The sequence below is a fragment of the Leeuwenhoekiella polynyae genome, assembly GCF_004104075.1.
Taxonomy (GTDB): Bacteria; Bacteroidota; Bacteroidia; order Flavobacteriales; family Flavobacteriaceae; genus Leeuwenhoekiella; species Leeuwenhoekiella polynyae.
The window spans coordinates 77,895-103,273 of record NZ_QOVK01000004.1 but is presented as its reverse complement, the minus strand read 5'-3'; the positions used below and the strand labels follow the sequence as shown (position 1 = coordinate 103,273).

General features: G+C 37.8%; 20 protein-coding genes. 18 read left to right on the top strand and 2 right to left on the bottom strand.

The features are described from left to right. Window positions 1-19: 19 nt before the first annotated feature. Both murQ and DSM02_RS07030 read left to right on the top strand, forming a co-directional pair. Window positions 20-838 (top strand): N-acetylmuramic acid 6-phosphate etherase, encoded by an 819-nt coding sequence (murQ, locus tag DSM02_RS07035; RefSeq protein WP_128764954.1) that lies wholly within the window; start codon window positions 20-22, stop codon window positions 836-838. Then, complete coding sequence (locus tag DSM02_RS07030; RefSeq protein WP_128764953.1) at window positions 828-1,049, top strand: DUF6095 family protein; 222 nt, start codon at window positions 828-830, stop codon at window positions 1,047-1,049. Before murQ ends, DSM02_RS07030 begins: the two co-directional genes overlap by 11 nt. A 118-nt stretch (window positions 1,050-1,167) precedes the next feature. On the opposite strand, the gene DSM02_RS07025 is transcribed toward DSM02_RS07030, so the two are convergent. After that, entirely contained in the window at window positions 1,168-1,419 is a 252-nt protein-coding gene (locus DSM02_RS07025) for a type B 50S ribosomal protein L31 (protein ID WP_073100460.1), read from the bottom strand. Window positions 1,420-1,589: 170 nt separating this feature from the next. On the opposite strand from DSM02_RS07025, the gene DSM02_RS07020 reads away from it, so the two are divergent. The 7 genes from DSM02_RS07020 (at window position 1,590) to DSM02_RS06990 (ending at window position 8,842) form a co-directional block, all read left to right on the top strand. Then, window positions 1,590-2,123: a DUF4199 domain-containing protein gene (locus DSM02_RS07020; protein ID WP_128764952.1), complete on the top strand. Its 534-nt coding sequence runs from the start codon at window positions 1,590-1,592 to the stop codon at window positions 2,121-2,123. Window positions 2,124-2,130: 7 nt separating this feature from the next. Beyond that, window positions 2,131-3,078 (top strand): glycosyltransferase family 2 protein, encoded by a 948-nt coding sequence (locus tag DSM02_RS07015; protein WP_128764951.1) that lies wholly within the window; start codon window positions 2,131-2,133, stop codon window positions 3,076-3,078. Between the two features lie 75 nt (window positions 3,079-3,153). Next, a complete protein-coding gene (locus tag DSM02_RS07010) occupies window positions 3,154-4,872 on the top strand; it encodes a phospho-sugar mutase (protein ID WP_128764950.1) in 1,719 nt (572 codons plus the stop codon). A gap of 158 nt (window positions 4,873-5,030) precedes the next feature. Next, the gene (locus DSM02_RS07005; RefSeq protein WP_128764949.1) at window positions 5,031-6,854 is read left to right on the top strand and encodes an ABC transporter ATP-binding protein; all 1,824 of its coding nucleotides are present in this window, start codon (window positions 5,031-5,033) and stop codon (window positions 6,852-6,854) included. Between the two features lie 483 nt (window positions 6,855-7,337). Continuing rightward, window positions 7,338-7,856: an RNA polymerase sigma factor gene (locus DSM02_RS07000; RefSeq protein ID WP_128764948.1), complete on the top strand. Its 519-nt coding sequence runs from the start codon at window positions 7,338-7,340 to the stop codon at window positions 7,854-7,856. A gap of 30 nt (window positions 7,857-7,886) precedes the next feature. Continuing rightward, window positions 7,887-8,378, top strand: a complete 492-nt coding sequence (locus tag DSM02_RS06995) for a hypothetical protein (protein ID WP_128764947.1) — start codon at window positions 7,887-7,889, stop codon at window positions 8,376-8,378. Window positions 8,379-8,392: 14 nt separating this feature from the next. Then, entirely contained in the window at window positions 8,393-8,842 is a 450-nt protein-coding gene (locus DSM02_RS06990; RefSeq protein WP_128764946.1) for a hypothetical protein, read from the top strand. A gap of 184 nt (window positions 8,843-9,026) precedes the next feature. Here DSM02_RS06990 and DSM02_RS06985 read toward each other — a convergent pair whose 3' ends face one another. Continuing rightward, window positions 9,027-10,076: a WD40/YVTN/BNR-like repeat-containing protein gene (locus DSM02_RS06985; protein ID WP_128764945.1), complete on the bottom strand. Its 1,050-nt coding sequence runs from the start codon at window positions 10,074-10,076 to the stop codon at window positions 9,027-9,029. A 77-nt stretch (window positions 10,077-10,153) separates the two neighbouring features. On the opposite strand from DSM02_RS06985, the gene DSM02_RS06980 reads away from it, so the two are divergent. From DSM02_RS06980 to DSM02_RS06940, 9 genes are all read left to right on the top strand, one after another. Next, window positions 10,154-11,374: an RsmB/NOP family class I SAM-dependent RNA methyltransferase gene (locus DSM02_RS06980; RefSeq protein WP_128764944.1), complete on the top strand. Its 1,221-nt coding sequence runs from the start codon at window positions 10,154-10,156 to the stop codon at window positions 11,372-11,374. Window positions 11,375-11,564: 190 nt separating this feature from the next. Next, complete coding sequence (gene purL / locus DSM02_RS06975) at window positions 11,565-15,227, top strand: phosphoribosylformylglycinamidine synthase (protein WP_128764943.1); 3,663 nt, start codon at window positions 11,565-11,567, stop codon at window positions 15,225-15,227. 68 nt (window positions 15,228-15,295) lie between these two features. Further along, the gene (locus DSM02_RS06970) at window positions 15,296-15,631 is read left to right on the top strand and encodes a hypothetical protein (protein WP_128764942.1); all 336 of its coding nucleotides are present in this window, start codon (window positions 15,296-15,298) and stop codon (window positions 15,629-15,631) included. 77 nt (window positions 15,632-15,708) lie between these two features. Beyond that, the gene (locus DSM02_RS06965; RefSeq protein WP_128764941.1) at window positions 15,709-16,557 is read left to right on the top strand and encodes an HAEPLYID family protein; all 849 of its coding nucleotides are present in this window, start codon (window positions 15,709-15,711) and stop codon (window positions 16,555-16,557) included. A 223-nt stretch (window positions 16,558-16,780) separates the two neighbouring features. Then, window positions 16,781-18,553: an AMP-dependent synthetase/ligase gene (locus tag DSM02_RS06960; protein WP_128764940.1), complete on the top strand. Its 1,773-nt coding sequence runs from the start codon at window positions 16,781-16,783 to the stop codon at window positions 18,551-18,553. A 134-nt stretch (window positions 18,554-18,687) separates the two neighbouring features. Next, entirely contained in the window at window positions 18,688-19,152 is a 465-nt protein-coding gene (locus DSM02_RS06955) for a MarR family winged helix-turn-helix transcriptional regulator (protein ID WP_128764939.1), read from the top strand. Further along, a complete protein-coding gene (locus tag DSM02_RS06950; RefSeq protein ID WP_128764938.1) occupies window positions 19,149-21,557 on the top strand; it encodes a 3-hydroxyacyl-CoA dehydrogenase/enoyl-CoA hydratase family protein in 2,409 nt (802 codons plus the stop codon). The genes DSM02_RS06955 and DSM02_RS06950 overlap by 4 nt, the downstream gene beginning before the upstream one ends. A 106-nt stretch (window positions 21,558-21,663) precedes the next feature. Beyond that, entirely contained in the window at window positions 21,664-22,857 is a 1,194-nt protein-coding gene (locus DSM02_RS06945) for an acetyl-CoA C-acyltransferase (protein ID WP_128764937.1), read from the top strand. Window positions 22,858-22,961: 104 nt separating this feature from the next. Continuing rightward, window positions 22,962-24,770: an acyl-CoA dehydrogenase family protein gene (locus DSM02_RS06940; protein WP_128764936.1), complete on the top strand. Its 1,809-nt coding sequence runs from the start codon at window positions 22,962-22,964 to the stop codon at window positions 24,768-24,770. Window positions 24,771-25,379 lie beyond the last annotated feature (609 nt).

Sequence of the window (25,379 nt, the reverse complement as noted above, 5' to 3'; positions counted from 1 at the left end):
AGTTAATCTTCTATCTACTATGAGTTTTACAAAAACTACAGAACAAGATTCAAAATACAACGAGTTAGAGAATATGAGTATTTCTCAACTCCTCACTAATATAAATACTGAAGATAAAACCGTACCACTGGCAGTAGAGAAAGCTATGCCACAAATTGAAAAATTAGTTGAGCAAGTAGTTACTCAACTCAAAAAAGGAGGTCGTTTGTTTTATATGGGAGCTGGAACCAGCGGAAGACTCGGCGTTGTTGATGCTTCTGAATGCCCACCTACTTTTGGTGTTCCTCACGAGCTTGTAATTGGACTTATCGCCGGCGGTGAAGCTGCTATAAGAAAAGCTGTAGAAAATGCTGAAGACAGCACCACGCAAGGGTGGGCAGATCTACAACGATTTAATATTAATGAAAATGATTTTGTAATTGGCATCGCTGCATCAGGTAGTACACCTTATGTTTTGCATGCACTAAATGCTTGCGCAGAAAACAATATCCCTACAGGAAGCATCACATGTAATGCTTCGTGCCCTATTTCATTAGCAGCAAAATATCCTATAGAAGTAATTGTAGGTCCAGAATTTGTAACCGGAAGCAGCCGTATGAAAGCAGGAACCGCTCAAAAATTGGTTCTCAATATGATTTCAACGACTACAATGATTCAGTTAGGTAAAGTAAAAGGAAACAAAATGGTAGACATGCAACTCAGTAATGATAAGCTTGTAGACCGGGGGATCAGAATGATTCAGGCAGAAATACCGGTTGACCATTTTGAAGCTGAACGACTTTTAAAAGAATATGGCTCAGTACGAGCTGCAATAACATTTTATTTAAATGGCAACTAACAAAGAAGCTTTAGCAAAAGGCGTACGTACGATGGCTATGTCTTTATTTTTTATGTTCTCAGGCCCAGGAATAATCTATCAAGCCTTTAAGAATAAAGAACATCCACTTTACATTCCGGTTTTGGTTTTGGGGATTGCCTTTGCCACATTAGCAATATTTTTTGCTTTCAAAGGTTTGAAAAGAATCATGAGCGCCCTGTTCAATGACTAGCACAAATAAAGCTTAATTAGATAGAACTAAATATTCAGAATTAATTTCTGAAAAAATCTCAACAAAAAAAGCCTTTGCATTTTGCAAAGGCTTTTCTAATATATGATTGAAATAACGCTTATTTAGCGAATTTCTTGTATTTGTTTTTGAACTTGTCAATACGACCAGCTGTATCTACCAATTTAGATTTACCGGTGTAGAATGGATGAGATGCTCTAGAAATCTCCAATTTTACCAATGGGTAAGTCTCACCTTCAACTTCTATCGTTTCTCTTGTATTAGCAGTAGATTTTGTCAAAAAAACCTCGTCGTTAGACATGTCTTTAAATGCTACTACTCTATAATTTTCTGGATGTATCTCTTTTTTCATCGTAAATGCTTTAAAATCTGCTCAATTTTGAGGTGCAAATTTAGAAATAAAAAATAATCTGACAACATTATTTTTCAAATAAATTCTTAGACTTTTCAAACTTACAAAAAACGATGTAACGTTTTACTATCTTTGTTGTCTTATAGACCGCTTAACATAAAACGATAAAAATGGAAAATACCAGCCAACCATCAAGTAAAAAAATAATGATTACCTACGGAGTTATTTTAGCTGCCGTTTCAATACTACTGAGCGTATTCTCATACGTTATGGGTAATGTTTATCAACCACACTGGTCTATTCAATTATTTGGCTTTTTAGTATTAATTGCTGTCATTGTATATGGTATCATAGAATTTAAAAAGCAAAATCAAGGTTATCTTAAACTTTCTGAAGGAATTAAAATAGGTTTAGGAATAGCTGCTATTTCTGCTGTGATAGGAGTATTGTATTTCGTTATTTTCGCAACTGTTATTGAACCGAATTATTTTGAAAATTATATTGAATTTCAAAGACAAACAGCAATTGAGACTAATCCTTCAATGACTACTGAGCAAATTGAAGCAGGCCTCAATATGTCTAAACCATTTATGAATGTTGGCTTTTTTGCAGGTATTCAATTAATAATGGGGTTATTTTTTGGGTTCATAGTATCTTTGATTGCTAGTTTAGCTATGAAGAAAACTAACCCATATCAAGAATAGTCACCGCATGCAATTATCGGTAGTTATACCTCTACTTAACGAAAAAGAATCCCTTCAAGAATTATATGATTGGCTGCTTCGTGTGCTTCAAAAAGAAAAGCTCTCTTATGAGATTCTCTTTATTGATGATGGAAGCACTGATGGCTCCTGGCAGATTATAGAAAAGCTCACGGCTTTAGATAGTCAGGTAAAAGGTATTTGCTTCAATCGCAATTACGGAAAGAGCCAGGCATTGAATGCAGGTTTTCTTGCCGTTGAAGGTGATGTAGTGATCACGATGGATGCTGATTTGCAAGATAGTCCAGATGAGATTCCGGAGTTATACAAGTTAATTACCGAAGAGGGCTACGACATTGTTTCCGGCTGGAAGAAAAAAAGATACGATTCCGTTCTTACTAAAAATCTTCCGTCTAAATTATTCAATGCGGCTGCCCGCAAAACCAGCGGACTCCAATTACATGATTTTAACTGTGGTTTAAAAGCATACCGCCTTGATGTTGTGAAAAACATAGACGTTTATGGTGATATGCACCGGTATATTCCCCTTTTAGCGAAAAATGCAGGCTTCTTCAATATCACTGAAAAACCCGTACAACATCAAGCCCGTAAGTATGGGCAAACAAAATTTGGTGCAGATCGTTTTATAAAGGGTTTTCTCGACTTATTAACTATTTGGTTTACCACCCATTTTGCTAAGCGTCCTATGCATCTTTTTGGGACATTAGGTGCTATTATGTTTAGTATAGGTTTTGGGCTTACTGCCTATCTGGGTATTGACAAATTATTTATAAATCCTACTGCAAGATTGCTCACGCAACGACCTCAATTCTATATTGCGCTAACCAGTATGATTATAGGTATGCAATTATTTATAGCTGGTTTCCTTGGTGAGCTCGTGCAACGTTCTAAAAATGAAAGACCCCGCTATTTAATTAAAGACAAAAAGGGATTTTAATCTAAAGACCTATTGTAGAGAGTTTACTTTGAGCGAAATGTTTACTTTTGAGTTTTAACGCTATTATTTACAACTATGAATCCAGAAATTAATGCCAAAGCAGAAGCTTGGCTATCTCCTACCTTTGACGAGACTACACAAAAAGAAGTAAAAAAACTTATTGAGCAAGACTCTGAAGAACTTACCGAAAGTTTTTACAAGAATCTAGAGTTTGGTACCGGTGGTATGAGAGGGATTATGGGCGTAGGTACAAACCGTATCAATAAATACACTTTAGGTAAAAACACACAGGGTTTATCTAACTATCTAAAAGAGGCTTTTCCTGGCGAAACACCTAAAGTTGCGATTGCATACGATTGCCGTAACAACAGTAAAGAACTCGCTCAGGTTGTTGCTGATGTTTTTTCTGCAAATGATATTAAAGTTTACTTGTTCAGTGACCTTAGACCTACACCAGAGTTGAGTTTTGCTGTAAAGCATTTAGATTGCCAATGTGGTATTGTTTTAACGGCTAGCCACAATCCTCCAGAATATAATGGTTACAAGGTATATTGGCAAGATGGTGGTCAATTGGTTCCACCACAGGATTCTGAAATTGTATCAGAAATAGAAAGCCTGGACTATAGCGCTGTTAATTTTGATGCAAAAAAAGAACATATAACCTATATAGATAAAGACGTTGATGAAGCTTTTATAGAAGCTTCATTAGAAAACGGAAGCTTCTCTGAGTTAGATAAGCATCGTGATGATGTGACAATTGTTTTCACTCCACTTCACGGAACTTCTGTTACCATCATTCCTGACGTTTTGGAAGGTGCTGGTTATAAAAATGTACACATAGTTGAAGAGCAACGCAAGCCTGACGGAAATTTCCCAACAGTGAAGTCTCCTAACCCAGAAGAGCCTGAAGCCTTAAAAATGGCTTTAGATCTTGCTGAAGAAAAAGGTGCAGATATAGTTATAGGTACAGATCCTGACTGTGATCGCCTGGGTATTGCTGTGCGTGATAATTCAGGGAAATTGGTGCTTCTAAACGGAAATCAGACGATGGTTGTTATGACCGATTTTTTACTAGAAAACTATTTTGCAAATAATCAGGCTAAAGGAAATGAGTTTGTAGGCTCTACAATCGTTTCTACCCCAATGATGGAAACACTTGCTAAGTCTTATGATGTTGAATGCAAATTAGGTCTTACCGGCTTTAAATGGATCGCAAAAATGATTGTAGACTATCCAAAGCAACAATTTATAGGTGGTGGTGAAGAAAGTTTCGGTTTTATGGTAGGTGATTTTGTTCGAGATAAAGATGCGGTTACCGCAACCCTACTCGCTTGCGAAATTGTAACTAAAGCAAAAAGTGAAGGTTCTTCATTCTTTAAAAAATTACAGGATCTGTATGTGAAGCACGGTTTCTTCAAAGAAGACCTTACTTCATTAGTTAAGAAGGGAATTTCAGGCGCTGAGGAAATCAAACAAACTATGATTGATCTTCGTGAAAATCCACTAACTACAATTAATGGGGAGAAAATTGTACAAATTGATGATTATGCTTCATCAAAATCCCTGAAGGTTGCTACAGGAGAATCTACAGATATTGACATCCCAAAAGCTAATGTACTTATCTATCATACAGAGCAAGGGTCTCGTATCGCAGCTAGACCAAGTGGTACCGAACCAAAAATAAAATTCTATATCAGCGTTAACGATACTGCAGAAAGCTTAGACGATTTAAATAAAGTTGAAGAAAAGTTAGATGCAAAAATTGCCGGAATTTTAAAAGAATTAGGTATTTGATACTCGAAATTTATACTTATTAAACACACCTCTGAAGGAATCTTATCAATAAGAAAAGTTGATTCCAGAAGAATTGAATTAAATTCGCCTCAATATTTCTATTCCTAGAATTATTGAGGCGAACTTTTTAAACACCCCTTTTAAGGGTTTATTATAATATGAATTATTTTAAACAAATTTTACAATTTGCAAAGCCGTATAAAAAATATGCGGTTCTCAATATTGTCTGTAATATTCTGTATGCTATTTTCAGTACGCTCAGCTTTCTAGCGTTGATTCCCGTTATTGACATTCTGTTTGATAAAGAAAAGCGAGTAACAGAACTTCCGGTATGGGAAGGCTGGGGCAATATTAAAGAATATGCTTTCAACTCCTTTTATTATCAGGTGAGTGAGCGTGTTGCAGATAACGAGCTATCTGCCTTGGTTCTTGTTTGTGGTATCGTAGTAGTATTATTTTTCTTAAAAAATATTTTTGGTTATTTGGCTACATTCTTCATTACCTTTTTGCGAAATGGTGTTATGCAAGATGTACGCGATGCTATTTATGACAAACTTTTAGAACTACCTATTGCTTATTTTTCTGAAAAAAGAAAAGGAGACACTATCTCTCGTATAACCGCTGATGTCAACGAAGTTGAGCGTTCTTTCCTTTCTATTTTAGAAATGGTTGTGCGAGAACCTTTAACCATCATTTTCACGATTCTTACGATGCTGGTTATTAGTCCGAAACTCACCCTATTTGTTTTTATATTCTTACCAATCTCTGGAATAATAATTTCACGAATCGGTAAGTCTCTTAAAAAACAATCTAATCAGGCTCAAGAAGAAAATGGAGCTTTTCTTTCTATAGTAGAAGAAACACTCTCAAGCCTTAAGATTATAAAAGGTTTTAATGGTGAAAATCAATTTAGAAAGAAATTCAGAGACAGTACATCCAGATTAAACTCCATCCTTAATAGTTTGGTTAACCGCCAGAATTTAGCTTCACCCACCAGTGAATTCTTAGGGATTTTTGTAATCGTAGTGATTCTGTGGTATGGTGGTCAGATGGTACTTGTTGAAGGATCTCTGGAGGCATCTCAGTTTATAGCATTTTTAGGTCTTTCTTACCAGATTCTTACTCCAGCAAAACAAATCAGTAAAGCGTCGTATAGCGTTAAGAAAGGTAATGCTGCTGCAGAACGTATACTTTCTGTATTAAATACCGAAACTACAATTAAGGATCTACCTAATGCTCAAAAAGCTCAGGAATTTAATGATGCTGTCCGTATTGAAAATGTTTCCTTTAAATATGAGGATGAATATGTCTTAACAGACTTTAGTACGGTTGTTTCTAAAGGCCAGACAGTGGCTCTGGTTGGCCAAAGTGGTAGTGGTAAAAGTACGATTGCAAATCTGGTAACGCGCTTTTACGATGTAAATGAAGGCTCTATAAAATTAGATGGCATTGATATAAAAGAACTTTCAAAAGAGTCTGTGCGTGCACAAATGGGTCTTGTAACACAAGATTCTATTTTATTTAATGACACCGTAAGAAACAACATACTTTTAGGCAAACCGGAAGCTAGTGATGAAGAAGTTATAGATGCTCTTAAGATTGCCAATGCTTGGGAATTTGTAAATGAACTTCCACTGAAACTGGATACTAATATTGGTGATAGCGGTAATAAATTAAGTGGAGGTCAAAAACAACGCTTATCCATTGCCAGAGCCGTGCTTAAAAATCCACCGATAATGATCCTGGATGAAGCTACTTCTGCGCTAGATACCGAAAGTGAAAGACTGGTACAAAAAGCTCTAGAAAATATGATGATGAATCGTACTTCTATTGTAATTGCACACCGTTTATCAACTATTCAAAATGCAGATCAAATCATTGTAATGCAACGCGGTAAGATAGTAGAACAAGGAAAACATCAGGAACTTCTTGCGCTTAACGGAACTTATAAGAAATTAGTAGATATGCAGTCGTTTGAATAAAAAACAGAACTTTAATTATTGATTAAGTAAACTACTTCGGGCAAGCCTCGGATATTAAACCTTTTGGCGGTGCCAATAAAAAATCCACATCTTTCGATGTGGATTTTTATTGTTGTAGAATTTCTTTAGTCGGGTGAAAACTTAAAGATCTTAAAGCAACTTTAATACTTGGGGCAAAAAAGGACTTTTCGTTTTATTATTTACAACAACTTAATTAACAATCAATTACTTAAACACATTTCAAATATAAATGCAATATTTATTAAAAACAACTAATTTGTGTATTTTGTCACATTAAATATGTTTTTAATCGTTTTTATTGAGTTTAAAATTATAATATCTTAAAACTAATTTAAGCTACTGAGCCTTGAATTTATTTTTAACTATATTTTATATAACCTAAGATTAAACCTTTTAACAAAGACTCAGTCTTAATATTAAGCAAGCATTCAATCTCTCTAAATAAAAAGAACAACCTTTTTTTTGAATAGTATAGAAGATCATAGCGTAAGTCTAAAGTTTGAAGACCTCGTTAGCGAGTACAAAGAACGTTTGTACTGGCATATACGACGTATGGTCATCTCACATGAAGATACAGATGATGTGCTTCAGAATACTTTTATAAAAGTATTTAAGAACTTAAATAATTTTCAAGGAGATAGTCAGGTCTATACTTGGTTATATCGAATTGCGACTAATGAAACCCTTACCTTTATTAATAAAAGGAATCGCACGACTCATCTTAGCAATGAAGATTTACACGAAAGTTTAGTAACTAATTTAGTAAGTGACCCTTATTTTAATGGAGACGAAGCGCAGTTAAAATTACAACAGGCAATAGATACTTTACCTACAAAACAGAAACAGGTTTTTGTAATGAAATATTTTGATGAATTGCAATACAATGAGATTTCAGAAATACTAGGTACTTCAGAAGGAGCACTCAAAGCAAATTACCATTATGCTGTTAAAAAGATAACCGAATACGTTACAGACAATTAAACCTTTTAGAATTAATTAAGTCTAAAAATAATGAAAAGCGAAAAAGAAAACAAACAGTTTGATGTACCCCAAGGTTATTTTGAGTCTTTTGATGAGCGCCTGATGATTGAACTTAAATTTCAGCAGCTTTTTCCTAAAAAGAGCGATGGATTTACAGTACCTGAAAATTATTTTGATCAGGTCGAAAAAACAATAATTCAATTAAATAAGCCACAAGGCAAACTGGTTAACTATAATTTTAAAACAGTTATAGGTAGTATTGCGGCCATTGCGGCTGTACTCTTAGTCCTTTTTTATGTAGTGAACCCTATTGATAAAGAGATGGAATTTGACTCTCTGAGTATTACCAGTCTAGAGAACTTCTTTGAAGATGAAGAGCGTCTTCAAGATTACTTTTCAGCAGAAGAATTGAGCACTATAGAGAATAACACCTCCATTTTTGATGATCAGGTTGTTACTGATGAAATCATTTATGAATATGTAGATCAAGACATTATTCAAAGTTCATTAGCTGACCAATAAATTTTAGAAAAACGATGATGAAAAACATAATTATATTATTAGTTCTAGGCCTTAGCTTTTCTTTAAATGCACAGAAAAAAGACCGACACGAACATATAAAAGCATTAAAAGTTCCTTTTTTAACTGAAGAGTTAGAATTAACCCCAGCCGAAGCCGAAAAATTTTGGCCTATTTACAATGTCTATGATAATGCTATGAACGATTTGCGAATTCGGGAACGTGCTTTATTTCAAGAGAAATTTTCAGAATCAGGTTCTAAAAATAACCTTTCTGAAAAAGAATCTGAAAAATTAATGACTGAATATAAAGACATTATAAAAAGAAAGTACCAGCTAGAGAGTGAGTTGATGGATGATTTAGCAAAAAAATTACCTGCTTCAAAAATGGTTTTTCTTCCAGAAGCAGAACATAAGTTTGGAAAGAAACTGTGGGAAGAATACAAGAAGCGTAAAAATAATAAATAGTTTAAATAAATTTTTAATTAGCGTTAAAACAAAAAAGCAGCTCCAATTAGAGCTGCTTTTTTGTTTACCTAGTAAATTACTTCGGGGCAAGCCCGCGAAGCATTAAACTAAACAGTACATTTTTAGAACGAGACAAGTCTCAAAGCATTTAAATCTCGATTATCGAGTAAATTAAAAATTCTAATTACCGCTTAAATTTTAGCTTTGCTACTCTATTAGTTCCAGCTGCGTAGGCTAACGTATCATTTACAAACTGCAATACATAAAAACCTTCGTCAGTTAGCTTTATCCAGCTTTTTCCTTGATCGTTACTATAACTCACGCCATTAGCACCGGTTGCTACGAGTTCATCTCCTCCCCGGCCGGGAACAAATTGTACGCAGCTGCGGTGATTAGGCTCTTCGCCATCTGCAACTAATGTCCAGGTTTTACCACCATCTGTTGATAGAGCCTTATTACCTGAATTTCCTTCTTGATCTAAATAATCTCCACCTATAATAAAACCAATTTCCTCATTGTAGAAATCTATAGAATATCCACCAAAGGTTGGTTCCCCTTGCTTTAATGGAGTTTCAATAACCTCCCAACTTTCTCCTCGATCACCGGTATGAAAAACACGAGATTTCATTCCTCCTGTTATAATCCACGCATCATCACCATATACAGCGATATTGGTATTACTTGCAGCGAAAGCACCTTCGCTTGCTTCGGGCAAATTATCACACGAAATTTTTGACCAACTTGATCCGCCATCGCGAGTAATTAAGATTGACAGGCAATTTTCTGTAGGATCCCCCATCGCAATCCCCTCTTTATCGTCCCAGAACTTCATAGAATCGTAAAACACCTTCGGTCCTACCTCTTCATAAACCAATTGCATTTGACCGTTATCACCTGTTTTATAGAGCAACGCGGGGTTTGCGATACTCAGCATAAAAAAGTCTGTAGTTGTGTGCGCAATAGCTCTAAAGCTAGGTACTAGTGTATCAGTCTTTAAAACATTAGTAGTCCATTTTTTGGTTTGCGCATTATACAAACCATATTTACCGTTATTTCCTGCAAATGCAACACTACCATCATCTAGAATATCAAGCGTACGTATGCTTACACTATCGCTATAAATAGGTTCTACAGTAATTCTGGTAACAGGTCCTGATTTTTGGTTCTTTTCTGCAGACTTCTCACCACAACTCATCAAAGCCAATAAGCTGAGTAAAACAACTGATTTATACATAATTTTAAAATTTGGGGGAATTTAAAACTATTCCTTTTTAATCCTGTACCTTTGCGCGCATTTTAAAACAAATTTTTATGCGTTTACATCGCAATCTGGTTTTTGCTGTCATAGACGGTTTAATCGAAATTTTTAACGAAGGCGGCTATGCTGACAAGGTCATTTCAAAACAACTCAAACGCGATAAGCGCTGGGGTTCTCGTGACCGTAGCTTTATCGCCGAAACCACTTATGATATTGTAAGATGGAAAAGGCTCTATGCAGAAATTGCTGATGTAAAAGAACCTTTTGAACGTAAAGATCTGTGGCGACTTTTTGCGGTATGGTGCACCCTACGCGGAATTAAATTACCAGACTGGCCCCAGTTTGAAGAAACGCCAACCCGAAGAATCAAAGGTCGTTTTGATGAGTTATCAAATACTCGTAAATACAGAGAGTCTATACCAGACTGGTTAGATGAATTAGGAGCTGAAGAATTAGGAGCAAAATGGGATGCAGAGATCGCTGCACTCAACCAGCAAGCACCGGTTGTATTACGAGTAAACCGTTTAAAGGGAGACATTGGTTCATTACAAACGGCACTATCTGAAGAAGGTCACGAGACCGAAAACATAAAGCCTTATAAAGATGCACTACAGCTTCAGGAACGCGGTAACGTGTTTACTACTGAAGCCTTTAAAAATGGATTGTTTGAAGTTCAGGATGCTTCTTCTCAGCTGGTCGCTCCATTATTAGGTGTTGAACCGGGGATGCGTGTTGTAGATGCCTGTGCCGGTGCTGGTGGCAAAACCCTGCACTTGGCTGCACAGATGGATAATAAAGGGCAGCTTATCGCTCTGGATATCTACGGAAATAAATTGAAAGAACTTAAACGACGTGCACGTCGTGCAGGTGCTTTTAACATAGAAACTCGAGTGATCGACTCTACTAAAGTTGTAAAAAAACTACACAATTCGGCAGATCGTGTATTGATAGATGCACCGTGTACAGGACTTGGTGTTTTAAGTCGTAACCCTGACGCGAAGTGGAAATTACAACCAGAATTTGTAGAAAAAATTAAAGCTACCCAACAAAGTATTTTAGTTGATTATTCTAAAATGGTGAAGCCGGGCGGAAAAATGGTTTATGCAACCTGTTCTATATTACCTTCTGAAAATCAAGAACAAGTAAAGAAATTTTTAAAAACCGAAGAAGGAAGAGATTTCAGTATAGAAAAACAAAAAACGGTACTTTCTAGCGAGAGCGGCTACGACGGTTTTTACATTTGCCTGATGGTTAAGAAAAACAAAGAAGCTTAATTATATAAAATATTTTGATTGATAAACCCCATAACGTTTAAACGTTATGGGGTTTATTGTTAAAAACATATGCTTTTTTTAATATTTACTTATCAACAAACAGATTACTAGATCTGTGAATTTGTTTGATTACAATGCTATTTCTAACCGTTAAAAATCATTAAATTTGTGGCTTCTTAGCAAAATCACTATGATTCATTTTTTCGGTTCACAAGACAGCAAAATTTACGCAGTTCAAGCTACCGCTGAACTTTCAGAAGAAACTACAAATAAGCTCATTTGGCTTTTTGGCAACCAGCCTAAAATACAAGCGTCTGCAATTGACGCTTTTTTTATTGGTCCCCGTGCTACAATGATAACACCGTGGAGTACCAATGCGGTTGAGATCACTCAGAATATGGGGGTAGAAGGTATTATAAGAATTGAAGAATTTGTAGCAGGTGAAGCCGAATTTGACCCGATGCTTTCTCAGGAATATACAAAGCTTGATCAGGAGATTTTCACGATAAATATTCAGCCGGAAGCTATCAAAGCCATTGAAGATATTCAGGCATATAATAAGCAAGAAGGGTTAGCGCTAAACGAGGAAGAGGTCGCCTACTTAGAAGGTGTTGCAGCGCGCATTGGCCGCCCATTAACTGATTCTGAAGTATTTGGTTTCAGTCAGGTGAATTCAGAGCATTGCCGCCATAAAATTTTCAACGGAACGTTTGTTATAGACGGGAAAACGATGCCTTCTTCCCTCTTCAAAATGATTCGTAAAACTTCAGAAGAAAATCCTAACGAAATTGTTTCGGCTTATAAAGATAATGTTGCGTTTGTAAAAGGTCCTAAAGCAACTCAGTTTGCGCCTGCAACGGCTGATAAACCTGATTTTTACACCGAAAAAGAATTTGAAAGTGTGCTTTCTCTTAAAGCAGAGACACACAATTTCCCTACTACCGTAGAGCCTTTTAACGGTGCCGCAACCGGTGCCGGTGGTGAGATTAGAGACCGTCTGGCAGGTGGTCAAGGTTCGCTTCCGTTAGCAGGAACTGCTGTTTATATGACGGCCTACTCAAGACTTAAAGAAGATCGCCCATGGGAAGATGCAATGCCTGCTCGCAAGTGGTTGTATCAAACACCAATTGATATTTTGATCAAAGCTTCTAATGGAGCTTCAGATTTTGGAAACAAATTTGGTCAACCTTTAATCGCAGGATCAGTATTAACTTTTGAGCACGATGAAGCTGGTCGTAAACTGGGTTTTGATAAAGTAATCATGCAAGCTGGTGGTATAGGCTATGGTAAAAAAGAACAGGCTTTAAAAGAAAAACCAGAAACCGGAGATAAGATTGTAATTTTGGGCGGTGACAATTATCGAATAGGTATGGGTGGAGCCGCTGTTTCTTCGGCAGATACCGGTGCTTTTAGTTCAGGGATTGAACTGAACGCAATACAGCGTTCTAACCCGGAGATGCAAAAACGTGCTGCTAATGCTATCCGCGGAATGGTAGAAAGTGATGAGAATACCATCGTTTCTATTCACGATCACGGTGCTGGTGGTCATTTAAACTGTCTTTCTGAATTGGTTGAAGAAACTGGCGGATTGATTGACCTTGATAAATTGCCAGTGGGTGACCCTACCCTTTCGGCTAAAGAAATTATAGGTAATGAATCACAAGAACGCATGGGACTTGTGATCGGTTCCAACCAACTAAAAACATTAAAAGCGATTTCTGATCGTGAGCGCTCACCAATTTATGAAGTGGGTGACGTTACAGGAGACCATAGATTCACATTCAAATCTGCTACTACAGGTGCTGCTCCTATGGATCTGGCGATGGATGATATGTTTGGCAGTTCACCAAAAACTGTAATGGTTGATTCTAAGATACACCGCATTTATAGCGATGTTTCGTACTCTTTAGAAAATTTCCATGAGTACTTAGAAAACGTATTGCAGCTTGAAGCTGTTGCAAGTAAAGACTGGTTAACCAATAAAGTTGACCGTTGCGTAGGTGGTCGCGTAGCTAAGCAACAATGTGTGGGAAGCTTACAAATTCCACTCAATAACGTCGGAGTGATGGCTCTTGATTTTAAATCAAAAAACGGAATCGCAACTTCGATAGGTCATTCTCCTGTAAGTGGATTGATTGATCCCGTTGCCGGAAGTAAAAACAGTATCGCAGAAGCCTTGACAAACTTGATTTGGGCACCTTTAGAGAAAGGATTAAAGTCCGTTTCTCTTTCTGCTAACTGGATGTGGCCTTGTAATAACGTAGGTGAAGATGCACGCTTATATGAAGCAGTAGAGGCAGTTTCTGAATTTGCAATTGATTTAGGAATCAATGTACCTACCGGAAAAGACTCGCTTTCTATGAAGCAGAAATATCCTGAAGGTGATGTGCTTGCTCCGGGAACTGTGATTATTTCAGCTGCCGGAAGTTGTAGTGATATTAATCGTGTTGTAGAGCCTGTTCTAGATACGGAAGCAGGGTCTATTTACTATTTAAATCTATCTCAGGATGGATTTAAATTAGGTGGTTCTTCTTTTGCCCAGATACAGAATAAAGTAGGCATGGAAGCGCCAAGCATTAAAGACAATGCTGCTTTCAAAAAAACCTTTGACCTTATACAAAATCTAATCAAAAGTGATCTGATTGCTGCCGGTCATGATGTGGCTTCAGGCGGATTGATTACCACACTTCTTGAATTTTGTTTTGCTGAAAATAAACTAGGAGCTTCTGTTGATTTTTCTGCATTTGCTGAAAAAGATATCATCAAAATATTATTTGCAGAAAATACCGGAATCGTTATTCAAGCTACTGATGATACAGCCATTGAAAATGCGTTCGCAGAAAATGATATTCAGTTTTACAAATTAGGAACTGTAACTAATTCTGACGAACTATTAATTAAACAAGGATCTGTTGAAATTGGTTTAAACATTCCTTCGTTACGCAGAAAGTGGTTTGAAACTTCGTATTTATTAGATCAGAAACAAACTGCTAATAATCTTGCAGAAGACCGTTACCATAACTTTGACAAACTAGATTTAAAATTTGAATTTCCGAAGCATTTTACAGGAATAAAACCTGCAATTGACACTTCTAAACCAAGACCTAAAGCTGCTATTTTACGTGAAAAAGGAAGTAATTCTGAACGCGAAATGGCAAACGCTATGTTTCTTGCCGGTTTTGATGTAAAAGATGTACATATGACTGATTTGATCAGCGGTCGTGAAACGTTAGAAGATATTCAGTTTATAGGCGCCGTGGGTGGCTTCTCCAATTCAGACGTTTTAGGTTCTGCAAAAGGTTGGGCCGGCGCATTCTTATACAATGATAAAGCCAACACTGCATTAAAGAATTTCTTTGCAAGACCTGATACACTTTCAGTAGGAATCTGCAATGGTTGTCAGCTTTTTGTGGAGTTGGATTTGATCAACCCAGAGCATAATGAAAAGCCCAAAATGCTACATAACGATTCGCATAAACACGAGAGTGGTTTTACAAGTGTAAAGATTGAAAAGAATGATTCGGTGATGCTTTCTACATTAGAAGGAGCAACATTAGGCGTATGGATTTCTCATGGAGAAGGAAAATTTGAACTTCCACTTAGTGAAAAGCATTACAATATTGTAGCTAAATACGGTTACGATGCCTATCCTGCAAACCCTAACGGAAGTAGTTACAACACAGCGATGATGACTGATAAAACCGGGCGTCACTTAGTAACCATGCCACATATTGAACGTTCTATATTTCAATGGAATTGGGCAAATTACCCGAAAGGTCGCAAAGACGAGGTTAGTCCATGGATCGAAGCTTTTGAGAATGCACGCAAGTGGATTGAGAAAAACAAGAACTAGATCAGTACTGATTTTATATGCTGAAATTCGGGTCTCATCATTTTTATATACGTAGGTTTTGGCTGCTTATGGCCCTCTATGTTTTAAACATTTGTGTTGACAGTCCAGATTTCAGCAAAAACACCCCTGAAAATCTTAATATCAATGATCAGGAAAGTATTATTGAGTTAGTTGTTGAACAGGTTTTGGATCTTGGCGATGTGATCCCCGAACAGGACGATGCAGATTCAGAAAAACACAACTCAGGTAAGTCCCCTTTTAGTCTGGATCATTTCACCCTAGATGATCATTGCTCCAATGGAAACCATGTTTTTTTAACGCTCAATCAGCAACTTATACACTGGTCGAATAATTTTTATAAAGTTGCGTATCTGGAAATCGACGCACCCCCACCACAATCTTAATTTGTTTTTCCTTCAGTAATTACACCTCAGCAATTGAGGTGCATTTTCTCATTTAATAACTCATTAAACAAATTAAGATGAAACTATTACAACTAGTGCTGATCGTTTCAGTACTTTCCAATTTTACCTATGCTCAGGAGTCTGAGAGCAATGCCATAAAAGACAGTTTATACATTTCTGAAATTGAAGACAGCAAGGAACCCTTAAAAATTCTTCATGCAGAACCCTTATATATTGATTTGATTCGGGATTTAGGAGCCCGTAAAGGCGAAAAAGAATGGAATGTTGGCCTTGGACTTACTGACCGTGATCAATATGACGAATATCTGGCTTTAGTAGAATATGAATGGGCTCCTGTAGACCGATTGGGTTTAGAAGTTGAACTTCCATTTTCGTTACATTACCCCGTGGGTAATAATGCTAACGCTCCCGGAAATAAATTGAATAGTGTGAAAATTGCTGGCCAATATACTTTTTGGGTTTCAGATAAACATAAAACAAGTATGGCATTTGGATACATTCAAGAATTTGAGCTTACTGATTTTAATAATTATGGTTCGGGTAAGCTACTTACTGGTAACATCTACAATCCATTTTTTATTGCTGCCAAACGCCTGGGTTCTAATTTTCACAGTTTAATCTATACCGGGCCTGCTATCGCTCATCATTTTAATAATGGTGCTATGCAAACCAGCTGGCAGATCAACAGCAATATTCACTATATGATTTCCGGAACCCGAAATTTTATCGGTCTTGAATTTAATAAGGAGTTTAACCAAGGAGATTTTGACATGACTATTAGACCTCAACTACGTTTAGATATAGCTGACAATTTACTAATAGGTATTGTTACAGGAATTCCTATAAACCGCGAGACAGAACGTTTTAGTACTTTTCTAAGGCTGATTTATGAACCGGGACACTGATGAAATTGTATTAGAAATAGCATAGACTTCAAAAATCTATGCTATTTTGACATTTTCAATACAACGTTGTAAATTTTTCTAAAATCGTAGAAAAAGGTTTGTAAATTCATTATTTTGCAGAGTATCTTTATTCAAAGAATAATCCCAAACTAGTTTTTAGAAACTTTCATTTCATAAAACTTTAACGTTCTATCGCTCCAAGAGCGAATTAACCTATATCATAATCATGGAAATTAAACGTCTTTTTGACTTCCCCTATCACCAGCTTGAACAGTATAACCTGAAAGAGGCTTTGGTTACTAAATATAACGGGAAATGGGTCGCTACAACTACACAATCTTATATTGACCAGGCCAATGCGATAAGTCGCGGACTTTTAAAACTGGGTGTAAAACCTAATGATAAGGTTGCGGTTATCTCTTCTACAAATCGTACGGAGTGGAATATTATGGATATTGGTATTCTGCAATTAGGTGCTCAAAATGTACCTATTTATCCAACGATTTCTGAAGAAGAATATGAGTATGTACTCAACCACAGTGAGTCTATCTATTGTTTTGTTTCAGATAAGGAAGTATTAGATAAGGTTAATGCTATTAAAGCAAATGTGCCTACTCTAAAAGATGTTTTCAGTTTTGATAAGGTTGACGGTTGTAAAAGCTGGCAAGCTGTAAAAGAAGATGACACCAATTTACAGCCCGAAGTAGAGAAACTTAAAGATGCAGTAAAAGAAGATGATCTGGCAACACTAATTTACACTTCTGGAACAACCGGAAGACCTAAAGGTGTCATGCTAAGTCATAAAAATGTAGCTTCAAATGCTCTAAACAGTACTTCGAGATTTCCTATCATACCGGGACAAAGTAAAGCGTTGAGTTTTTTGCCGGTTTGTCACATCTACGAACGTATGTTGATGTATCTCTATCAATACACTGGCGTTTCTATATATTTTGCTGAAAGTTTAGATACTATAAGTGAAAACTTAAAAGAAGTTCAGCCTGAAGTAATGACTGCGGTGCCTCGGTTATTAGAAAAAGTTTACGATAAAATCATTGCAAAGGGTGCTGCACTTACTGGGATTAAAAAGAAATTATTTTTCTGGGCAGTTGAGACTGGTTTAGAATATGAACCTTATGGTGAAAATGGTTGGTGGTATGAAAAAAAACTAGCTATTGCTCGCAAACTGATTTTCAGCAAATGGCAAGAAGCTTTAGGCGGAAACTTAAAAGTTATCGCGTCAGGTAGCGCTGCTTTACAACCCAGACTAGCCAGAGTTTTTAATGCCGCAGATATTGCTGTGATGGAAGGTTATGGACTTACAGAAACTTCTCCAGTTATTTCTGTTAATGATATGCGTAATAAAGGCTTTAAAATTGGTACGGTTGGTAAGCCTATTCCACAGACTGAAGTTAAAATTGCTGAAGATGGTGAGATTCTTATAAAAGGTCCACAGGTAATGATGGGTTATTATAAGGATAAGGAGAAAACAGAAGAGGTACTGGAAAACGGATATTTCCACACCGGTGATATCGGTGAGATCGATAAAGAAGGTTTCCTTAAAATAACCGACCGTAAAAAGGAAATGTTTAAAACCAGTGGTGGTAAATATGTAGCTCCTCAACTAATAGAAAATGCGATGAAACAATCTCGTTTTATTGAACACATTATGGTTGTAGGTGAAGGCGAAAAAATGCCTGCCGCTTTAATTCAACCTAATTTTGAGTTTGTAGCAGAATGGGCCAAATTGAAAAATATCAATGTAGGATCTACAAATAAAGAGATTGCAGAAAACAAAGAAGTTCAACAACGTATTCTTGAAGATGTGAATCTTCATAATGAAAAGTTTGGCAAATGGGAACGCGTTAAAAAAATAGAACTTACTCCAGACGAATGGAGTATAGAGGCGGGTCACCTCACTCCTACTATGAAGTTAAAAAGACGCATTGTAAAAGAGAAATACATCAATTTGTATAATAATATATACGAGCATAATTAATTTATAAAACTCCTTAGAAATAAGGAGTTTTTTTATGAATATACCCGTCTTCAAGGGCATCAGATAATAATCTTATAAAATTTCCTTAATTTATTATGCGTGCATAGTATTATTTTTTAACTTTACGCAAACGTATGAGTAAAAAAGATATCACAATAGATCACGCGCTTAGAGCAACCTGGCAAGCCATTACAAAAATGTATAATGAGCAAGCAGCAAAATTAGACAGTACAATGGCTACAGGATTTGCATTACTAAGTATCGACCCGGAAGAAGGAACACCTTCAACAGCTCTGGGGCCACGAATGGGAATGGAAGCTACGAGTCTTTCAAGAACCTTAAAGTCAATGGAAGAACGCGGACTCATAGAACGTAAGCCGAACCCTGCAGATGGACGCGGTGTTCTTATTTTCCTAACAGAATTTGGGAAGGAAAATCGCAATTTCAGTAAAGACCGGGTTCTAAAATTCAATGATGCCATTCGTGCAAATATTGAATCTGAAAAAATAGATCATTTCTTTGAAGTCATTCACGTCATCAATGATTTGATTCAAAACAAAAAAATATATAACAATTCTGAAACTACTATAAAACAATGAGTAAAAGACGAATAAATAAAGTTGCAGTTATTGGCTCCGGAATTATGGGAAGCGGGATCGCTTGCCATTTTGCTAATATAGGAGTTGAAGTGCTGTTGCTCGACATCGTTCCTCGTGAACTAACCGACAAAGAAAAAGCTAAAGGTTTAACCTTAGAAGACAAACAAGTGCGTGACCGTCTGGTTAACGATCACTTGCAAAACGCTTTAAAATCTAAGCCCTCTCCTATTTACCATAAAGATTTCGCCAGCCGTATCTCTACCGGTAATATGGAAGACGATATCGCTAAAGTGAAAGATTACGACTGGATCATTGAGGTAGTAATTGAACGTCTTGATATTAAAAAACAGGTTTTTGAAAAGCTGGATAAGCACCGTACTTCGGGCACCTTGATTTCTTCAAATACTTCTGGTATTCCTATTCAGTTTATGAGTGAAGGAAGAAGTGAAGATTTTCAGAAACATTTCTGCGGAACCCACTTCTTCAATCCAGCTCGTTACTTAGACCTTTTTGAAATCATTCCGGGACCAAAAACTGATCCTGAAGTTCTTGATTTCTTAAATGCCTACGGCGAAAAATTCCTTGGTAAAACTTCGGTTGTAGCAAAAGACACTCCGGCGTTTATTGGAAACCGCGTGGGTACCTTCAGCATTATGAGTTTGTTTCACACGGTGAATGAACTCGGGATGACTGTTGAAGAAGTTGATAAACTTACCGGTCCGGTGATTGGTCGCCCCAAGTCGGCTACCTTCCGTACGGTTGATGTTGTGGGTCTTGATACACTGGTACACGTAGCAAATGGTATTCGTGAAAATGTAAAAAATGATGAACGTGCTGAATTATTCTCACTACCTAATTACATCAACACGATGCACGAAAACAAATGGCTGGGTAGCAAAACTGGTCAGGGCTTTTATAAAAAAATTAAAAAGGATGACGGTTCTAGTGAGATTCTCACATTAGACCTCAATTCAATGGAATATAGAGCGAATAAACGAGCTTCGTTTAGTACGCTTGAGATGACTAAATCCATTGATAATGTAGCAGATCGTTTTCCTGTTTTATTAAAAGGAAAAGATAAAGCAGGTGAATTCTTCCGAAAGAACTTCGCCGGACTATTTGCATACGTTCAAAACCGTATTCCTGAAATTACAGACGAACTATATAAAATTGATGATGCGATGCGTGCCGGTTACGGCTGGGAACACGGTCCATTTCAAATTTGGGATGCCGTAGGAGTTGAAAAAGGAACCGAATTGATGAAGGCTGAAGGTTATGATATAGCTGATTGGATTTCAGAAATGGTTTCTTCTGGTAAAGAAACATTTTATACCGTAAAAGAAGGAAATACTTTCTACTATGATATTCCTAAGAAAGAATATGTAAAAAAACCGGGGCAGGATGGTTTCATCATTCTAGATAACATACGCAAATCAAAAGAAGTTTTTAAAAACAGCGGTGTTGTAGTTGAAGACCTTGGAGATGGAATCCTAAACTTAGAATTTCGTTCTAAAATGAATTCTATAGGTGGAGATGTCTTAGCAGGCTTAAATCGTGCGATTGATATTGCTGAAAAAGACTTTGCCGGGCTCGTAGTTGCTAATCAGGGCAAGAACTTTTCCGTTGGTGCTAATATCGGGATGATTTTTATGATGGCTGTGGAGCAGGAATATGACGAACTCAATGCGGCTATAAAATACTTTCAGGATAGTTGTATGCGCTTACGCTACTCTTCTATTCCTACAGTTGTTGCACCACACGCAATGACACTAGGTGGTGGTTGCGAGATGACACTGCATGCTGACCGCGTTGTTGCGGCAGCAGAAAGCTATATTGGGCTAGTAGAATTTGGCGTTGGGGTGATTCCCGGCGGTGGTGGTTCTAAAGAAATGACGCTTAGAGCTTCAGAAACTTACCATAAAGACGATGTTGAATTAAACCGCTTGCGTGAATATTTCTTAGCAATTGGTATGGCAAAAGTATCTACTTCGGCGCACGAAGCTTATGACTTAGGCATTCTTAAAAAAGGCAAAGATATTGTTGTGGTCAACAAAGACCGTCAGATTGCTGCTGCAAAGGAAGTAGCAAAGTTTATGGCAGAACAAGGTTACACCAAACCGATTGAAAGAACAGACATTAAAGTTTTAGGTAAACAAGCTTTAGGTGCCTTCTTAGTTGGTACAGATCAGATGAATGCCGGTAAATATATTAGTGATCACGATAAGAAAATCGCTAACAAACTGGCTTACGTTATGGCAGGTGGAGATCTTTCTGAAGCTTCTTACGTAAGCGAGCAATACCTACTTGATCTGGAACGTGAAGCTTTCTTAAGTCTTTGTGGAGAACGCAAAACTTTAGAGCGTCTGGAGCATATGATTAAGAAAGGGAAACCGCTAAGAAATTAAATGCCCCACCTAACCTCCCCAAAGGGGAAGACCAAATAGTGTTGAACAATAAAAATCCTATTTCCTCCTAATAGGTATTCCCCCTTCGGGGGATAGGGGGCTAAATATGAGCAAAACAGCATATATCGTACAAGCATATAGAACAGCCGTAGGGAAAGCACCCCGCGGATTGTTCCGATTTAAAAGACCAGATGAGTTGGCAGCCGAAACCATCGATTTTATGATGCAAAAGGTGCCCAACCTGGACAAGAAGCGCATCGACGACGTAATGGTAGGTAACGCAATGCCCGAAGCCGAACAGGGACTTAATGTTGGGCGTTTGATCTCTCTTATGGGATTAAAAATTGAAGACGTACCGGGTGTTACGGTTAACCGCTACTGCGCCTCAGGTATTGAAACGATCGCAATGGCATCGGCAAAAATTCAGGCCGGTATGGCAGATTGCATTATCGCCGGTGGTGCCGAAAGTATGAGCTACATCCCAATGGGCGGTTACAAACCCGTACCGGATTATAAAGTGGCCAAAGCCGGAAACGAAGACTACTACTGGGGAATGGGGCTAACTGCAGAAGCAGTAGCCAATCAGTTTAACGTCTCTCGTGAAGATCAGGATGAATTTGCTTTCAATTCACATCAAAAAGCCTTAAAAGCACAAAAAGAAGATCGTTTTAAAGAGCAAATCGTTCCTATCGAAGTCGAACACACATTTGTGAATAATTCCGGTAAAAAAGAAACCAAGAACTATACAGTTAGTAAAGACGAAGGTCCGCGTGCAGACACCAGTTTGGAAGTACTTGGAAAACTACGTCCCGTTTTCGCCGAAGGCGGAAGCGTCACCGCAGGGAATTCGTCACAAATGAGTGATGGTGCAGCCTTTGTTTTAGTAATGAGCGAAGAAATGGTAAAAGAACTGAATCTGGAACCTATCGCACGCCTTGTAAATTTTGCAGCTGTAGGAGTTGAACCTCGCATTATGGGAATAGGACCCGTAAAAGCAATTCCAAAAGCATTGAAGCAAGCCGGTCTTAAACAAGATGATATTGATTTAATCGAATTAAATGAAGCTTTCGCTTCCCAGTCCTTGGCTGTAATTAGAGAGCTTGACATCAATCCGGATATCGTGAATGTAAACGGTGGTGCTATCGCACTGGGTCATCCCTTAGGATGTACGGGAGCTAAACTTTCGGTTCAATTATTTGACGAGATGCGCAAACGCGATATGAAAGGTAAATACGGTGTGGTTACGATGTGTGTAGGTACCGGTCAGGGCGCAGCAGGAGTTTATGAGTTTTTGAACTAAAGCCCCACCTAACCTCTCCAATAGGGAGGAATAAAAGTATTGTTTAATAAAAATCCTATTACCCTCTGATAGGTGTTCCCCCTTCGGGGGACAGGGGGCTCAAAATGGCAGAAACAGCAGACAAAAAAGACATTTTACGTGGCGGACAGTTTTTGGTTAAAGAAACTGCTTGTGAAGACGTATTTACTCCCGAAGATTTTAATGAGGAGCAAAAAATGATGAAAGAAACGGTTAAAGAATTTGTTGACCGTGAGATTGTACCCCACAAAGAACGTTTTGAGCATAAAGACTACGCATTGACTGAAGAAGTTATGCGTAAAGCTGGTGAGCTTGGTCTTTTGGGTATCGCAGTACCCGAAGAGTACGACGGACTCGGGATGGGCTTTGTTTCTACAATGCTTGTTTGCGATTACATTTCGGGAGCAACGGGCTCTATCGCGACTGCTTTTGGTGCACATACTGGTATTGGTACGATGCCTATCACGCTGTATGGTACTGAAGAACAAAAGAGAAAATATGTTCCTAAACTGGCTACCGGTGAGTGGTTTGGTGCGTATTGTTTAACAGAACCGGGAGCCGGTTCTGATGCTAATAGTGGTAAAACCAAAGCCGAACTTTCTTCAGATGGAAAAACATACAAAATCAACGGACAGAAAATGTGGATTTCAAACGCAGGCTTCTGTAATGTGTTTATTGTTTTCGCTCGTATTGAAGACGATAAAAACATCACCGGTTTCATTGTAGAAAATGATCCTTCTAATGGAATTTCATTAGGTGAAGAAGAGAAAAAACTAGGTATCCACTCCTCTTCTACCCGCCAGGTATTCTTTAATGATACTGTTGTTCCTGTAGAGAATATGTTAGCAGGTCGCGGAGAAGGTTTCAAAATTGCTATGAATGCACTCAACGTAGGTCGTATCAAACTGGCAGCTGCCTGTCTTGATGCCCAGCGACGTGTGATTGATATGGGAGTTAAATATGCTAACGAGCGCGTACAGTTTAAAACGCCAATCGCAAAATTTGGTGCTATAAAATCAAAACTTGCAGAAATGGCGACCAACGCCTATGCCAGTGAAAGTGCTTCCTACCGTGCCGCAAAAAATATTGAAGACCGAATTGCTATTCGTTTAGATTCTGGTGCAAGCCACTCTGAAGCTGAATTGAAAGGTGTTGAAGAATATGCCATTGAATGTTCTATTCTAAAAGTAGCGGCTTCAGAAGATATGCAGAATTGCGCCGATGAAGGAATCCAGATTTTTGGAGGGATGGGCTTTAGCGCAGATGCACCTATGGAAGCTGCATGGAGAGATGCCCGTATCTCGCGTATCTACGAAGGTACTAACGAGATCAACCGTATGCTCGCTGTGGGAATGCTGGTTAAAAAAGCGATGAAAGGTCACGTAGATCTTTTAAATCCGGCAATGGCAGTAGGCGAAGAACTTACCGGAATTCCATCTTTTGATACTCCAGATTATTCTGAAGTACTTTCTGAAGAAAAAGCAATGGTTGCAAAGCTTAAGAAAGTGTTCTTAATGGTAGCCGGTAGTGCTATCCAAAAATACGGTCCTGAACTTGAAGAACATCAACAATTATTGATGGCTGCTTCAGACATTCTGATTGAGATCTATATGGCTGAAAGTACTATTTTGCGTACCGAGAAAAATGTGAAACGTTTTGGCGAAGACGCGCAAAAAGAGCAAATCGCGATGGCACAACTTTATTTGTATCACGCCGTAGACATCATTACTCAAAAAGCAAAAGAAGGCATCGTCTCTTTTGCCGAAGGTGATGAACAGCGTATGATGCTTATGGGGCTTAAAAGATTTACAAAATATCAAAATCAGCCTAACGTGATTGCATTACGTAATCTGATCGCAGAAAAAGTAACATCAGAAAACACATACCCCTTTTAGATTTGACCCCTAAACTTGAGAATCTGAAGACAAAAACCTGTAGCAATCTGCTGCAGGTTTTTTTATTTAGGGCGTGCCCTTCGGGCCGGGCTATCCGTTGCAATCTTTAGTCGCTCGCGCTCCTAAAGGATTTCCACTACTATCCCTCACGCGGTGTCAAGCGAATCGAGTTGGTTTTAAAATTGAAAATGTCACCTCGACATATAGGAGCCGTCACATCCTACTGGGTAAAAAGTCAAGCTCTCGGGAAGGGCTGATGCGATTTCTCCCTACCAGTCGAAATGACTACGCCTGTCACCTCGACGACAGGAGCCGTCACATCCTACTTGATAAAACAAATGATGAAGATATTCACACTAATCACACGTGAATCACTGATGTGATTGCTCCCTAAAGGTCGAAATGACAACGTGCGTAACCTCAACAACAAGAGAGGTCACATCCTGCTTGGTAAAACAAATGATGAAGATATTCACACTAATCACGCGTGAATGACTGATGTGATTGCTCCCTACCGGTCGAAATGACTAGTTTGCGATTTTCACCAAAACGGCTCAATCCTTGCAAGACTCTTTACACAAACATCTGTATCTTTAAAACCTCAATCAT